Origin of the sequence: Oerskovia merdavium (assembly GCF_014836755.1) — a bacterium.
Lineage (GTDB): Bacteria > Actinomycetota > Actinomycetes > Actinomycetales > Cellulomonadaceae > Oerskovia > Oerskovia merdavium.
Genome location: NZ_JACSQF010000008.1, coordinates 64,775 through 78,106, shown reverse-complemented (window position 1 = coordinate 78,106; position 13,332 = coordinate 64,775). Strand labels below are relative to the sequence as shown.

The 13,332-nt window shown below is 70.0% G+C and carries 15 protein-coding genes and 1 tRNA gene; 8 read left to right on the top strand and 8 right to left on the bottom strand.

Going from position 1 to position 13,332, the window contains the following annotated elements; all coding sequences use genetic code 11:
- Window positions 1–6 precede the first annotated feature (6 nt).
- Complete coding sequence (locus H9641_RS09270) at window positions 7–687, bottom strand: ABC transporter permease (protein ID WP_191803083.1); 681 nt, start codon at window positions 685–687, stop codon at window positions 7–9.
- On the bottom strand, window positions 684–1,448 hold the full coding sequence (locus tag H9641_RS09265; RefSeq protein ID WP_191803081.1) for an ABC transporter permease: 765 nt from the start codon (window positions 1,446–1,448) through the stop codon (window positions 684–686). Before H9641_RS09265 ends, H9641_RS09270 begins: the two co-directional genes overlap by 4 nt.
- Before the next feature lie 68 nt (window positions 1,449–1,516).
- Between H9641_RS09265 and H9641_RS09260 the strand changes: the two genes are divergently transcribed.
- Both H9641_RS09260 and H9641_RS09255 read left to right on the top strand, forming a co-directional pair.
- A complete protein-coding gene (locus H9641_RS09260) occupies window positions 1,517–2,563 on the top strand; it encodes an ABC transporter ATP-binding protein (protein ID WP_191803079.1) in 1,047 nt (348 codons plus the stop codon).
- A gap of 66 nt (window positions 2,564–2,629) precedes the next feature.
- Window positions 2,630–3,550 (top strand): ATP-grasp domain-containing protein, encoded by a 921-nt coding sequence (locus tag H9641_RS09255; protein WP_318244483.1) that lies wholly within the window; start codon window positions 2,630–2,632, stop codon window positions 3,548–3,550.
- Between the two features lie 169 nt (window positions 3,551–3,719).
- On the opposite strand, the gene H9641_RS09250 is transcribed toward H9641_RS09255, so the two are convergent.
- Window positions 3,720–4,199: an aromatic ring-opening dioxygenase LigA gene (locus H9641_RS09250; RefSeq protein WP_191803075.1), complete on the bottom strand. Its 480-nt coding sequence runs from the start codon at window positions 4,197–4,199 to the stop codon at window positions 3,720–3,722.
- A gap of 308 nt (window positions 4,200–4,507) precedes the next feature.
- Between H9641_RS09250 and H9641_RS09245 the strand changes: the two genes are divergently transcribed.
- Window positions 4,508–4,897, top strand: a complete 390-nt coding sequence (locus H9641_RS09245; RefSeq protein WP_191803073.1) for a nuclear transport factor 2 family protein — start codon at window positions 4,508–4,510, stop codon at window positions 4,895–4,897.
- 48 nt (window positions 4,898–4,945) lie between these two features.
- Here the strand turns inward: H9641_RS09245 and H9641_RS09240 are convergent, their stop codons facing one another.
- From H9641_RS09240 to H9641_RS09220, 5 genes are all read right to left on the bottom strand, one after another.
- A complete protein-coding gene (locus H9641_RS09240) occupies window positions 4,946–6,220 on the bottom strand; it encodes a class I SAM-dependent methyltransferase (RefSeq protein ID WP_191803071.1) in 1,275 nt (424 codons plus the stop codon).
- Window positions 6,217–7,623: an FAD-binding oxidoreductase gene (locus H9641_RS09235; protein ID WP_191803068.1), complete on the bottom strand. Its 1,407-nt coding sequence runs from the start codon at window positions 7,621–7,623 to the stop codon at window positions 6,217–6,219. Before H9641_RS09235 ends, H9641_RS09240 begins: the two co-directional genes overlap by 4 nt.
- 131 nt (window positions 7,624–7,754) lie before the next feature.
- Window positions 7,755–7,830, bottom strand: a tRNA-His gene (locus tag H9641_RS09230).
- Between the two features lie 69 nt (window positions 7,831–7,899).
- Window positions 7,900–8,538, bottom strand: coding sequence for an oligoribonuclease (gene orn / locus H9641_RS09225; RefSeq protein WP_225220251.1), 639 nt, complete (start codon window positions 8,536–8,538; stop codon window positions 7,900–7,902).
- A 215-nt stretch (window positions 8,539–8,753) separates the two neighbouring features.
- Window positions 8,754–8,903, bottom strand: coding sequence for a hypothetical protein (locus H9641_RS09220; RefSeq protein ID WP_157257454.1), 150 nt, complete (start codon window positions 8,901–8,903; stop codon window positions 8,754–8,756).
- A gap of 151 nt (window positions 8,904–9,054) precedes the next feature.
- Between H9641_RS09220 and H9641_RS09215 the strand changes: the two genes are divergently transcribed.
- The 5 genes from H9641_RS09215 (at window position 9,055) to H9641_RS09195 (ending at window position 13,314) form a co-directional block, all read left to right on the top strand.
- Window positions 9,055–9,822 (top strand): phosphatase PAP2 family protein, encoded by a 768-nt coding sequence (locus H9641_RS09215; protein ID WP_191803064.1) that lies wholly within the window; start codon window positions 9,055–9,057, stop codon window positions 9,820–9,822.
- A gap of 263 nt (window positions 9,823–10,085) precedes the next feature.
- On the top strand, window positions 10,086–10,373 hold the full coding sequence (locus H9641_RS09210) for a hypothetical protein (RefSeq protein ID WP_191803062.1): 288 nt from the start codon (window positions 10,086–10,088) through the stop codon (window positions 10,371–10,373).
- Between the two features lie 60 nt (window positions 10,374–10,433).
- Entirely contained in the window at window positions 10,434–11,354 is a 921-nt protein-coding gene (locus H9641_RS09205) for a hypothetical protein (protein ID WP_191803060.1), read from the top strand.
- A complete protein-coding gene (locus H9641_RS09200) occupies window positions 11,351–12,631 on the top strand; it encodes a hypothetical protein (protein WP_191803058.1) in 1,281 nt (426 codons plus the stop codon). The genes H9641_RS09205 and H9641_RS09200 overlap by 4 nt, the downstream gene beginning before the upstream one ends.
- Entirely contained in the window at window positions 12,628–13,314 is a 687-nt protein-coding gene (locus H9641_RS09195; RefSeq protein WP_191803056.1) for an ABC transporter ATP-binding protein, read from the top strand. The genes H9641_RS09200 and H9641_RS09195 overlap by 4 nt, the downstream gene beginning before the upstream one ends.
- Window positions 13,315–13,332 lie beyond the last annotated feature (18 nt).

The window sequence follows — 13,332 nt, the reverse complement described above, 5'->3', positions numbered from 1 at the left end:
GACACCTCAGCGCAAGGTCCCGGCCCGGACTCGCAGCGGTGCGGGGGTCACGGCTCGCTGGACCAGGGCGAGGACCGCGTCCACGACCAGGCACAGGACCGCGATCACGACGCCCACGGCGAGCACCTGCCCGTACCGCTGGTTGGAGAAGCCGACCCGCAGCGGGACCCCGAGCCCCCCGCCCCCCACGAACGCCGCGAGGGTCAGCACCGCGATGACCTGCACGATCGCGGTGCGCAGACCCGCCGCGACCAACGGCACGGCGAGCGGCACCTCGACGAGCCACAACGAGCGCTGCGACGACATGCCCATGCCGCGCGCGGCGTCCTTGACGTCGGGGTCGACCTCGGCGACGCCCGTGTAGGCGTTCGCGAGGATCAGCGGGATCGCGAAGATCACGGCCGAGATGACCGCCGCACGGTTCCCGAACAGCCCGCCAGCGGCGAGGATGAGCAGGATCCCGAACGTCGGCAGCGCGCGCGAGGTGTTGACGACCACGATGGTCGGCCCGGCCCCGCGCCCGGAGTGCCCGAGCCAGATGCCGACGGGCAGCGCGACGAGTGCCGCGAGAAGGACCGCGACGGCCGTCATCTCGAGGTGCTCGCCCGTGCGGACCAGGAGCCCGTCCGGTCCGGTCCAGTTGAGCGGGTCGTTGAGCCACGTCAGGGCCTGCTCGACGACGTTCATGCGTCCCGCACCGCCGTCCGGTCCTGCGGCTCCTGCGGCTCCTGCGGCTCGGGCGCTGTGGCCGCGCCGGTGGCGACGGCCGCAGCCCGGGCCCCCGTCCTCGACGAGGCGCCGCGCGTGCGTGACCAGGGTGTCAGCGCCCGCCCCAGGAGCAGCAGCAGGAGGTCGAGCACGACCGCCAGGAGCAGGCACAGGAGCGTCGCGGTCATGATCTGCGCGTTGTAGCTCGAGCGGAAGCCACGGAACATGAGCGTGCCCAGCCCGCCGTAGCCTGCGACGAACCCCACGGTCACGAGGGCGACGGTCGAGACCGTCGCGAGGCGCACGCCCGTCATGATGCTCGGGAGCGCGTTGGGCATCTCGACCGACGCCAGGAGCCGGGTCGAGCCGTAGCCCAGGCCCCGGGCGGCGTCGCGGACGTCCGGGTCCACGCCCTGGAGACCGACGAGGATGTTGCGGACCAGGATCAGCAGGGCGTACATGACCAGACCGATGAGCACGGGTGTCCGCCCGATCCCCGTGAACGGGACGAGGATCGAGAAGAGTGCGAGCGACGGGATGGTGTACATGACGCCCGTCATGCCGAGCACGGGCACAGCCAGCCAGCGCACACGGTGCGCGAGGGCCGCGAGGGGCAGCGCGATCACGAGCGCGATGAGCACGGCCTCGAGGGTGATCGTCGTGTGCTCGACGAGCGCCTGGGAGATCTCTCCCCAGTTGTTCTGGACGTAGCTCCACGAGAACCACGGGTTGGGTGGCATGCCGTCGAACCTATCCCGAGCCGCCCACCGCTCGCGCGACGACGTGCGGCGCCCGGTAGCGTCGGGGCATGGCGAGCTCCACGACAGGCACCAGCGAGGCGACCGCAGCCTTCCCGAGCATCACCGACGAGTCGGCCATCGTGTTCGACGGCGTCCGCAAGGAGTACCCCAACGGCACGGTCGCGGTGGGCGACCTCTCGTTGAGCGTCCGCGAGCACGAGATGCTCGCGCTCGTCGGGCCCTCGGGCTGCGGGAAGTCCACGACGCTGCGCATGACGAACCGGCTCGTCGAACCCTCGGCCGGGCGCATCCTGCTGCGCGGCGAGGACATCACGCAGGGCGACCCCGTGGCGCTGCGCCGCAGGATCGGCTACGTCATCCAGAACGTGGGCCTGTTCCCGCACCGGACCGTGGCCCAGAACGTCGCGACCGTGCCCGGGCTGCTCGGGTGGGACAGGGCACGCACCAGGGCGCGGGTCGGTGAGCTGCTCGAGCTCGTCGGGCTGGCCCCCGGCACCTACGCCGAGCGCTACCCGCACGAGCTGTCCGGGGGCGAGCGACAGCGGGTGGGAGTGGCCAGGGCGCTCGCGACCGACCCGCCCGTCCTGCTCATGGACGAGCCGTTCGGCGCGGTCGACCCTGCCGGACGCCGCCGGCTCCAGACCGAGTTCCGGCGCATCCAGCGCGAGCTCGGGACCACGGTCCTGTTCGTGACCCACGACATCGACGAGGCGGTCCGCCTCGCCGACCGGATCGCGGTCTTCAGCTTCGGCGGGCACCTCGAACAGCTCGCCGAGCCGCTGACCGTCCTGGCGCACCCCGCGAGCGACGCGGTCCGCGAGTTCATCGGTGAGGGAGCGCCGGTCCGGATGCTCGGCCTGGCCACGGTGCAGCGGGGAGACCTCGACGGGGCCGAGCTGATCTCCGCCCCGGCCCCCGAGCCCATCCGGCTCGGCGCGCCGCTGACCGAGGCGTTCGAGGCGATCGCGGCCCTGCCCGGGTCCGCCATGGGCAGGGTGCCCGTCGCGGACGAGGTGGGCGACGTCGTCGGCTCCTTCACCGCGGACGGCATCCTCGCCGCCCTGCGCCGCACGGCCGACGCCGCTGCGGTCTAGCGGCGCGACGGAGATCTCACCCGATCCCACGTGTTCAGCGCGCCCAGGGCGTCTAGGCTCTTGTGCGTGACCACCACCTCGCGCATCGCCGTCGCCACCTGCTCCGTCCTGCCGCACCTCGACCCCGACGACGCACCGCTCGTCGGGGCCCTCGCCGCGCGGGGGATCGAGGCAGTGCCCTCGGTGTGGGACGACGAGACGGTCGACTGGACCTCGTTCGACGCGGTCGTCGTGCGCTCCGCCTGGGACTACGCGCCGCGCCGCGACGAGTTCGTCGAGTGGGCCGAGCGCGCCGGGCGGGTGCTGAACCCCGCAGCGGTCATCAGCTGGAACACCGACAAGCGCTACCTGCGCGAGCTCGAGGAGCAGGGCGTCCCGGTCATCCCGACGCTCTGGCTCGACCCGAGCCAGAACCTGTCGTCGCGCGCCATCCACACGCGCCTGCCCGCGCAGGGCGACTTCGTCATCAAGCCCGTCGTGAGCGCTGGGGCCAAGGACACCGGGCGCTACCAGTCGGGCGAGGCCCACTCGCGCGGCCTCGCCATCCAGCACGCCAAGAACCTGCTCGTCTCGGGCCGCCAGGTCATGGTGCAGCCCTACGTCCGCAGCGTCGACACGGCCGGCGAGACCGGCCTGGTCTTCATCGACGGCGAGTTCTCGCACGCGGTGCGCAAGAACGCGCTCCTCACCGGGCCGCACCGTCCCACCCAGGGGCTGTACAAGCAGGAGGAGATGAGCCGCTTCGAGGCCAGCCCCGAGCAGCTCGCGGTCGCGCAGCAGGCGCTCGAGGTCGCAGCGAAGGCCGTCCCGGGGCAGGAACCGAACCTCTACGCGCGCGTCGACCTGGTGGGCGGGGACGACGGCGCGCCCATGGTCATCGAGGTCGAGCTCACCGAGCCCTCGCTCTTCTTCTCGCTCGGCAAGGGGTCGCTCGACCGGTTCGCCGACGCGGTGGCGCAGCGCCTGGTCGCGGCACCCACGGCCTGACGCTCTCCGTCCCCGACGGTCTGTGTCCTGCTCGGCGGGCACACGGGCTGCCGGCCGGGCCCGGACGTGATGAAGGGCCGACGAACTGGTGCTCGTCGGCCCTTCACCATGCCGGGAGAATCTGCCGGGTGATCTGCCGTGCGGGTCGTGCGGTGGAGCCGGTCCGAGATCAGACCTTGGCGACCTCAGGGGTGGGCGTCGAGGGACCGGCGACCAGGGCGGGAGCTGCTCCGATGCGGCGCAGTGCGTAGCCGAGGAGACCGAACAGGACACCGAGGCCCATGACCAGTGCGCTGACGCCGTAGGAGACGACCGAGGTGAAGAGCGAGGCGCGGAGGAACGAGCCGTTCATGACGGTCGCACGGGCCGGGTCCTCCTTGTCGAGCTCGGCGTAGGTCTTGCCCTCCGAGGCAGCGAGCGCGTGCTTGTTGATGACCTCTGCCTGGGCGTAGGCGGTGAACGGGCCGCGGACCTGCGAGCCACCGAACATCGAGGCGTCCTCGGAGACGGTGATCTTCTCGGCGGCGAGCTGCGAGGAGATGGTGGCCCAGGTGGCTGCGCCGGCGAGCAGCAGCACGAGGCCTGCGATCATCGTGACGAGGCCGATGAGACGGACGGAGCGGGCGGGACCAGCGGTGCTGGTGCTCATGGTGTGACTCCCAGAGGAAGAGGTCGGACGACCTGCGGTGAAGGAACGGAAAGGGCCGAACTTCGTTGCGAACCCGGGGCTGGGAGCGCTTCGATGTGTCGACCCTAACCTGCTTGTGAATGCCTTCACAAGCGTGAGAGTGTGGCCTCTGTCACGCGGAGATGACAGATTGTCAATGAGGAGAGGCGTGATCCGACGGACCCCGCCGGGGCGTAGTGCCGAAGGGTTCGCAGCCGGGGGACCAAGGTCCTGACGGCCCTCTTCACGGGCCGTCCCGGCCGCACCAGGAACCGACGGGAGATCGACGGATGACCGACGAGGAGCACGACCTCACGACCGAGCTCGAGGCGGTCGAGGCCGCCTGGGGACGGGCGATCGTCGACAACGACGCCGGTGCGATCGGCCGCTTCACGACCGACGACTGGCAGATCGTCGGCGAGGACGGCATCACGTCCCGCGAGTCCTTCCTGGCCCTCGTCCGCTCAGGGGATCTCACGCACGAGACGATGAGCAAGATCACGGGCAGCGTGCGCGACCTGGGGGACGTCGCCGTCCTGACCGGGCGCGGCGCCAACACCGGGCACTACCGCGGACAGGCGTTCAGCTCCGACGAGTGGATCACCGACGTGTTCGTCCGAGGAGCCGACGGCTGGCGGTGCGTGCGCACGCACCTCACGACCGCGCGCGACGAGCCCTGACTCCTCGGACGCCGCACGCTACCGCCACGGCGAGCGCCGCCGTCGGGCCTACGGGGTCCAGTCCGGGCGCAGCGGGAAGTCCGCCCCCCCGCCCGGCTCCGGACGGACCGCGAGCACCTGGTGCAGCTGGATCTCGTTGCGCTCGAACGCGAGCCGTGACCCTGCCATGTACACGCCCCACACGCGGGCGGTCCCGATCCCGACGTCGGCCACGCACTCGTCCCAGTGGCGGGTCAGGTTGGCCCCCCACTCGCGCAGTGTCATCGCATAGTGCTCGCGCAGGTTCTCCGCGTGCCGCACCTCGAGACCCACGTCCTGCATGGTCGAGATGATCCGGCCCGATCCCGTGAGCTCCCCGTCCGGGAAGACGTACCGGTCGATGAAGCCGCCCGCACGGGGGCGGGCGGTGTTGGTCGGGCGCGTGATCGAGTGGTTGAGCAGGCGCCCGCCGTCCCGCAGCCGCCCCTGGAGGAACGTGAAGTACGCGCGGTAGTTGGCGACCCCGATGTGCTCGGTGAGCCCGATCGAGCTCACGGCGTCGAACCCGCCCTCCGTGACGTCCCGGTAGTCCGCGTACCGGACCTCGGCAAGGTCGGCGAGACCCTCGCGCTCGATCTGGTCCTGCGCCCACTCGGCCTGCTGGCGCGACAAGGTGACCCCGAGGGCCCGGACGCCCGAGCGGGCCGCGTGCCGGACCATGCCTCCCCATCCGCAGCCCACGTCGAGCAGGCGCATGCCGGGGTGCAGGCCGAGCTTGCCCGCGACGAGCGCGTACTTGTGCTCCTGTGCCTCCTCGAGCGTCGACTGCGGGGTCGGGAAGCACGCGCACGTGTACGTCATGGACGGGCCCAGGACGTGGCGGTAGAACGCGTTCGAGACGTCGTAGTGGTGGCTGATGGCCTCGGCGTCGCGCCGGCGCGAGTGCCGCAGCCCCTCGGTGAGCCGGCGCAGCCGCGACAGGTGCTCCTCGGGCGGGGGCTCGGGCGGGCGCAGCACGCCCAGCCCCAGGCCCCGGGCGATCCGCGCGGCCTCCGCTGCGCTCGGCCGGCGCAGCCGCAACCCGTCCGCGGCGGCCTTGAGCAGGGGGTACGGGTCCCCTCCGGGAACCCCGTCGACCTGGAGGTCGCCCGCGACGTACGCGCGTCCCAGTCCCAGCCCGCCCGGGGCCGTCGCGACGTAGCGCAGGCCGCGCTCGTTCGCGAGGTGGACGTGGAACGCGGCATCGGCGGGCCCCGCGCTCGACCCGTCGTACGCGGTGAACCCGAACGGGAGCGGGCCGTCGGCCAGCTGGTCGAGGACGTCGGCCACTGCGATCTGCGTCATGCTCCCTGTACCGCCTTCTCGTAGAGCGTGGGCGTGCGCCCCGCGGGGTCGTAGCGGTCCTTGACCGCCGCGTAGTCGAGGCCGCCGTAGAGGGTGTCGAACGTCTCGCGGCCGTACGTCGAGGTCGAGTAGAGCGACTTGTGGCCGTGGCGGACGGCGACGGCCATCTCGATCTGGCGGTTCACGTCGCCGTCGTGCGCGCCCTCGGCGATCGGCACGCCGCCCCAGAACCCCACGTTGACGTACACCCGGTGAGGTTCGAGGGGGTACAGCGGCCAGGGCTCGGGCGACGCGAGGCGCAGCGGGCATAGCCATACCGGCGTCATGGGCACGTGGCTCGTGAACCACGCCATGAAGCTCTCGACCTGGTCGAGCGGGACCTCGACGTCCTGGACCACCCGCTCGTTGCGGGGCCGACGGCGGAGGTCGGCGAGCCGACCCGTGAGGTCCAGGCGCTCGTCGAGACCCACGATCCGGCGATAGACGTCCGAACGTCGCCACCGCCGCGGCCACAGCCTGCGCACGAGCGGGTTCTGGACCCCGAACGCGCGCGAGCACCAGAACCAGTCGGTGTCCCAGCGCCACAGGTAGTCCTGCGTGCGCAGGACGTCGAGCGACTTCTCGCGCAGCGACAGGTAGTAGATCTCCTGGCCCGTGTAGTCGCTCGGGGCAGGCGCGAGCGTCCGTGCCTCGTCGCGCGACGCGAACCGGCCCAGGCACAGGTACAGCTCGCCCGGGTCGAACAGCACGCCGTCGCAGAAGTCGACCTGCTCGCCGTCCCACGACCCGTCCGCCGCGATCTTGCCGATCGCGGCCGCGACCTCGGCGACCGAGTGGAGGCGCACGTTGCGGACCGCGACGAACGGCTCGGTCCGGTCCAGGCGGAGCCGCACCCGTGTCGCATATCCGAGCGTGCCGTAGGAGTTGGGGAACGCGCGGAAGAGGTCGGCATGCGCGCCCGTGGGCGCCGCCGTGACGACCTCGCCCGCGGGTGTCAGGACGTCGAGCTCGAGGACCGCCTCGTGGGGCAGGCCGTTGCGCAGCGAGCTCGACTCGATGCCCAGGCCCGCCAGCGCGCCACCGACCGTGATCGTGCGCAGCTGAGGGACGACCGTCGGCACGAGGCCGTGCGGGAGCGTGGCCGCGACCAGGTCCTCGTAGGTGCACAGGCCCTGGACGTCCGCGGTGCCGGCCGCGGGGTCGATCGAGACGACACCCGTCAGTCCCGACGCGTCCAGGCCCGGCCCGTCCGACGGGCGTCTGGGACGGAAGAGGTTGGTGGTCCGCTTGGCCAGGCGCAACGGGTGGCCGGACTCGACGGCGGCGGCGGAGCGGACCAGCGTGGCAACGGCCTCGGCGTGCTGGTGCTCACCACGGACGGCAACGTTCGCGGGGGCTGACACCTCACCCACTGTAGGTGGGGCTGGCGAGGCCGCCACCGGTGAGCGGAATCACACCCGTCGCCCGTGCGGGTCGAGGGGTGTGACCGGAATGAGAAGAGGCACCTCGCGCGAACGCGAGGGGCCTCTCTCCGTGGGGTGAGTAACGGGACTTGAACCCGCGACCCCCTGGACCACAACCAGGTGCTCTACCAGCTGAGCTATACCCACCACGGCCTGCTCGAGCTCCGAAGAACTCTTTAGCAGCCGTCGAAAAGTGTACCTGGTTTCTGAGGGGTCTCAGGACAGGGGTGCGGCCTCCGGCTCGGTCCCGGTCCTGGCGGCCGTTCCGGACGCCCCGATCGACTTGGAGACCGAGGTCTCCTTGATGCGCTCGGCGACCGCCTTCGCGGTCTTGGAGTCGGTGCCGGGCTGCGGCACGAACAGCGCCTCGCGGTAGTAGCGCAGCTCGTCGATGCTGTCGAGGATGTCGCCCAGCGCACGGTGGCCGCCGGTCTTGGCAGGCGACGCGAAGTACACGCGCGGGTACCAGCGCCGTGCGAGCTCCTTGATCGAGGAGACGTCGACGATCCGGTAGTGCAGGTGGCCCACCAGCTCCGGCATGTCGCGCTCGAGGAACGTCTTGTCGGTGCCGACCGAGTTCCCTGCGAGCGGTGCCTTGCCCGGTTCGGGGACCCAGGTGCGGATGTACTCGAGCACGCGGGCCTGCGCGTCGGCCATGGTGGTGCCGCCCGGCAGCTCCTCGAGGAGCCCGGACGTGGTGTGCATCTCGCGGACGAAGTCGCCCATCTGCTCGAGCGCCTCGGCCGGCGGGGCGATGAGGACGTCGATCCCGTCGCCCAGGACGTTCAGCTCGGAGTCGGTGACGACGGCGGCGACCTCGATGAGCGCGTCGGCGCCCAGATCGAGACCGGTCATCTCGCAGTCGATCCACACGATGCGGTCATTGGTGTTCACAGGGCTCACGCCCACAGCCTAGGCCGTGGGCGGGGGAGGGGTCGCCCGCGGCGCTCCGGCCGCGCTCCCTGCCGCGCGCCGGGCAGCACGAAGGCCCTGACTCCTGTGACGAGGAGATCAGGGCCTTCGGTCGTGGGTGCCCGGTCGGCGGGAGATCGCCGAGCGGCCGGGCGCCGTCATGCGGTGCGACGCGGCAGGCGGGCCTGCCGGGTGCGCGCCGGGATGCGGGTCGTCGTCCGTCGCAGGCTGCTGCGGCGCAGCGTCTGCTCCTGGAGCTGTTCGCGCCGACCGAGGTCGGCGACGTCGTGCATGAGCTGGGGATGCATGGTGGTTCGTCTTTCGTGACGTCGGATTCGTGGACCTGGCCGGGTCCTCCACCGCCCGGTACTGACCGGACGGACGCCACCGCGGTGATAGGTGCAACACAACCACCTCTTCACCGGGCGGTGCACGCCTTTTTCTCCCTAGGCTCTCTGGATGGGAGCAGACAGCGAGCCGAGCGACGCACGACGTGACGTGAGCGCGGGGGAGGTGGCGCCGTCGGGCACGGGGAGCGTGTGGCGCGCGCGGCTCGTCGCCGCCCTGCCCGGCCTGGTCCTGGTCGTGATCGGCGTGCTGGGCTTCCTGGTCGTCTACGACTCGGTGCGCGAGCGCGACGACCTCTGGTTCACCGACGACGCCGTCCTCGCGTGGATGGTCGCGCACCGGACCGCCACCGCGACGTCGGTCCTGACCGTGGTCACGAACCTGTTCGGCCCGGTGGTGCTGCCGATCCTGGTCGGCGTGGGGTGCCTGTGGTGGGGGCTCGCGACCCGGCGCTGGTGGGAACCGGGCCTGCTGGCCGGGGCCATGATCGCCTCGACGGTCGTGTCGACTCTCCTCAAGGCGCTCGTGGCCAGGCCGCGGCCCGACGACGCCGCCATGGTCGTCCCAGGCGTCGAGCGCAGCTTCTCGTTCCCGTCGGGGCACACGATCGGTGCCGCGACGCTCGTGCTGGTCGGCGGCTACCTCGTGTGGCGGCAGTGGCAGGAGGGGCGGCAGCGCCGGCTCGTGCTCGTGGTCTGGGTCGCCGTGAGCGTCGTGGTGATCGCCGTCGTGGGGGGCAGTCGCCTGTACCTCGGCTATCACTTCGTGACCGACGTGCTCGCGGGGGCGAGCCTCGCGGTCGCGGTCCTCGGGGGCGTGGTGGTGATCGACAGGCTGCACGAGATCAAGCGCCTGTCGGCGGCGAACGGGCGTGGCTGACCGGGTGCGCGTTTACAACCCTTATGGCCTGATCTTCGGAAATGGGCTACTCTGCGCGTATTCACAGCGGGGGGGTTGTGCAACTGTCGGCTCCCGCGCAACCACACTCGACCTGGGGGCCGCATGAAAACCGTCTGTACTCCGCCATCGTCGCCGGAATCCTCGGTGCAACTCTTCTAGTTCCCGCCACGTCGGCCCAGGCGAACGATGTGCTCGGTGGTTGGTCGGAGGACGGCGGTGCGTTCGCCGCACATGGCCATGCCTTGCCGTTCGCCGCCCTGGCTGCGACCCCGAAGCACACGGGGAAGGCCGAGGACACCTTGATCGGCGGCACGACGCACAAGCGCTCCCACGGATGGACCACGTGGGTGGGTACGTATCACTACACGACCGCTCAGCTCGAGCACAACTGGCCATACTCGGGCGTGATCGCGACCTCGGGTCGAAAGTGGGGGACCGGTGGTACGGAGGCCGTCACCAAGTGGGTCGCGTACGACCCCTATGCGAACAGTGGCGGCCACGGCAAGGCAAAGACCTACTACGGCAAGTGACATGCCGGCCGGGAGGTTCTCACGACCCTCCCGGCCCAGTGCCTACCACGAAGGTCGACCATGACAGTGAAGAGTCGCGCGATCTGCGCTCTCCTGCTTCTCCTGTTCTCGGCGCTCGCCGCGACTCTTGCGATCTACGACTCCCGCCAGCGGGCCATCCACCTAGAGGGGAACTCGCTCTACTCCGCCGACGCAGTCCTGGTCGACGCGACCGCGGCACAGGCGCTCGCGGTATCGCCGGACGGTGACCTGAGAGTCTTCACTGAACTGACGTCAGGTGGCACCGTGCGTGCCGTCGCTGCAAGCTCATCAGCCCGACTGAGCTTTCCTGTTCATGCTGGCCGAACCTTCCGGAGCGGAGAGCGAGGAGTGGCGCTCGTCGGATCCAGGGTCGTGGTCTCTCAGGGGGCGACCGGTGAGTTCGTCCAACTCGGGGAGCGATCCTATGAGGTCGTCGGCCGGCTCGGGCTGCGTGAGAACAGCCTGCTGGCCAATGACATCCTCGTGCTCGATCCGGATCTGTTCGACTCGGGCGAACCGCAGCCGCTCGTGCTGGACGGCCCAGATGCTGGTACGCGGTATGCAGGGCTGCACGGTGCGGCGTCGGTCGAGCACTTCTCGACAGCCACCAGCCGCCGGACGAACATCGACGTGGTCTCCCCGTTGATCCTCGTGCTCGGCGCAGCGCTCGTCGCGATGGGCTGGGTGTTCGTAGGTGTTTTCCTGAGCTTCGCGACCCGTCGGCGGAACCTGGTCCTGCACCTTCTGGGTGTTCCTCGTTCGCTCACGCGGCTGAGGCTGCTGGCGGAGGTGACCGCGATCGGGATCGTGACCGCTGCTGTCGTCGCGGTGGTGTCGACGTTCCTGTCGAAAACTGACGTCCCGCTCGACGTTCTTGGTGCGGGACTCCTGGTGCAGAGTGCCGTGGTTGCCGGTGCATTCTTGCTCGGTGCGGCACGTCAAGGGGGTGCGGGCGCGTGAGCGAGGTGCTGATCGACCTACGAAGAAACGTCGTGCCGATCTCGGTGAAGGTCGTCGTGCTGGCGCTGTTCTTCCTCATCGTCGCGACCGTCGCGAGCTTTGCGACTTCCGTCTCCTCGGCGATCAGCTCGGCGTTCTCCGAGGAGACGGAAGTCGACCTCTTCGGTGTGGTGGACACCTTGACCGACCCAGACGCCTTCTATGCCTTCCGCCAGTCAACACGGTCGATCCAGCAGCTCGGTGCGTTCTACGACGGGCTCAACACGTCCGACGACCTGACCTTGCTCTCCGCCTTTGACCAGCAGATCCCGGTGCAGGACTTCCGGGGTGGGGACGAATTCGACCCAGGTTACGGGAACGAGCTCTCGCTCACGGACGAGTACGTCGATGCCACCTCGGGGTCGGTGGTCGAGGACGTCCGAGCGATGCAGATGAACCGTCAGGCCCTGGAGTTCTACGACATCGAGGTAGCCAGCGGCACGTCCATCGACTGGGGCACCGTCGACTATCCGGGCGGAAAGGTGCCGGTGCTCCTCGGCAGTGCCTATGAGGGCGTTTACCAGGTCGGAGAGAGGTTGAGCGGTTCGCTCTACCTCCGCCCGATGGAGTTCGAGGTGGTCGGAATCCTCAGGCAGGGGTCTGCGATGTTCTACAAGGGAGAGATGAACACGTACCTGGACTCGGCCATGATCGTGCCGTACCCGGAGTCTCTCACCGAGATCGGTTCGCTGGACCAGGAGTTTCTCGGGATCCTCTCGTTCGCGATGATCAACGCTGACGTCGCGTCGGGCGGGGGCACGGGCTTCGACGGGGTCGCCGACGAGCTGAGGCAGATCTCGATGAGGACGGGGTTCGAGGACTACTCGCTCATCGGCGTTCCGACGTACCTCATCCAGTTCGGTCTGATGAGACAGCTCATCGTGGACAACCGCGGGTTGCTCGTCGTCGTGCTGGCGTTGCTCGCCGGGGGGGTGGCCTGCGCGGGGACGTTCGTCTCGCTGCACCTGCGCGCTCGGCGGCGTCCTGCTGCCAGTGTGCTGTGGACGCTGGGGTGGAGCTTCCCACGTATCGTTCGCCTGCAGCGCAGGCTCTGGATGGTCGAGTACGTGGCAGTGGGGGCGCTGTTCGCTCTCGGGTTGCCCCTGCTTCCAGGGGTGGGCCCGGGAGCCTTCCTGGCGACTCTCGCGCTCATGGTCGTCTGGTTCGTCGTGGACGGGCTCGTCCAGCACCGCCTCCTCGTCGGAGCGGTCTTCGCAGTTCCAGGAGGTCGGTCATGATCAGGCTCGAGGGTATGACCAAGGTCTTGCGGGACAGGAACGGTGCGCAACGCGTCCTCTTCGACGGGCTCGACCTGGCGTTCCGTGACGACGTCCGGTCGGTGGCCGTGCTCGGCCGCTCGGGCTCGGGGAAGAGCACACTCCTCCGGATCCTCGCGGGACTCGATCTCCGGTATGACGGGACCTATGTCGCCGACGGCAGGCAGGTCAGCAGGCAGCCGAGCGCGGCGGCCCGATTCCGTCGCGAGAAAGTCGGGATCGTGACGCAGCACTACGATCTGCTCGAGGACCGGAACGTCCTGCGCAACGTCCTTCTCGGCGTGGAGGTGCGTGGCGTCCCGGGCCGCCGGGTCGACCGGAAGGCATCAGTGGCCCGTGCGCGCGAGTGTCTCGAACTGGTGGGTCTCGGCGGATTCGAGCGTTCACGAGTCAACACTCTCTCCGGGGGGGAGGCGCAACGGGTCGCCATCGCTCGGGCGATCGCGAAGGACCCGGAGATCATCCTCGCCGACGAGCCGACCGGCGCCCTCGACGAGGGTACTGAGGAGGACATTCTCCAGCTCTTCGCCCGCCTGCAGCGCGACGGGCGGCACATGGTCGTCGCGACGCACAGCGAGACCGTCGCTCAACACTGCGATGTGCGGCTGCTGCTCACCGGGGGGCGTCTGGTCTCTGTCGAATGACGTCACCGAACCTCGTCC

Bases quoted from the DNA above. Each gene is read 5' to 3' on its own strand.
- H9641_RS09220 (WP_157257454.1), bottom strand. From the start codon at position 8,903: ATGCATCCCCAGCTCATGCACGACGTCGCCGACCTCGGTCGGCGCGAA.
- H9641_RS09250 (WP_191803075.1), bottom strand. From the start codon at position 4,199: ATGAGCACCAGCACCGCTGGTCCCGCCCGCTCCGTCCGTCTCATCGGC.
- H9641_RS09245 (WP_191803073.1), top strand. From the start codon at position 4,508: ATGACCGACGAGGAGCACGACCTCACGACCGAGCTCGAGGCGGTCGAG.
- orn (WP_225220251.1), bottom strand. From the start codon at position 8,538: ATGACCGGTCTCGATCTGGGCGCCGACGCGCTCATCGAGGTCGCCGCC.
- H9641_RS09215 (WP_191803064.1), top strand. From the start codon at position 9,055: ATGGGAGCAGACAGCGAGCCGAGCGACGCACGACGTGACGTGAGCGCG.
- H9641_RS09205 (WP_191803060.1), top strand. From the start codon at position 10,434: ATGACAGTGAAGAGTCGCGCGATCTGCGCTCTCCTGCTTCTCCTGTTC.
- H9641_RS09265 (WP_191803081.1), bottom strand. From the start codon at position 1,448: ATGCCACCCAACCCGTGGTTCTCGTGGAGCTACGTCCAGAACAACTGG.
- H9641_RS09270 (WP_191803083.1), bottom strand. From the start codon at position 687: ATGAACGTCGTCGAGCAGGCCCTGACGTGGCTCAACGACCCGCTCAAC.
- H9641_RS09260 (WP_191803079.1), top strand. From the start codon at position 1,517: ATGGCGAGCTCCACGACAGGCACCAGCGAGGCGACCGCAGCCTTCCCG.
- H9641_RS09240 (WP_191803071.1), bottom strand. From the start codon at position 6,220: ATGACGCAGATCGCAGTGGCCGACGTCCTCGACCAGCTGGCCGACGGC.
- H9641_RS09195 (WP_191803056.1), top strand. From the start codon at position 12,628: ATGATCAGGCTCGAGGGTATGACCAAGGTCTTGCGGGACAGGAACGGT.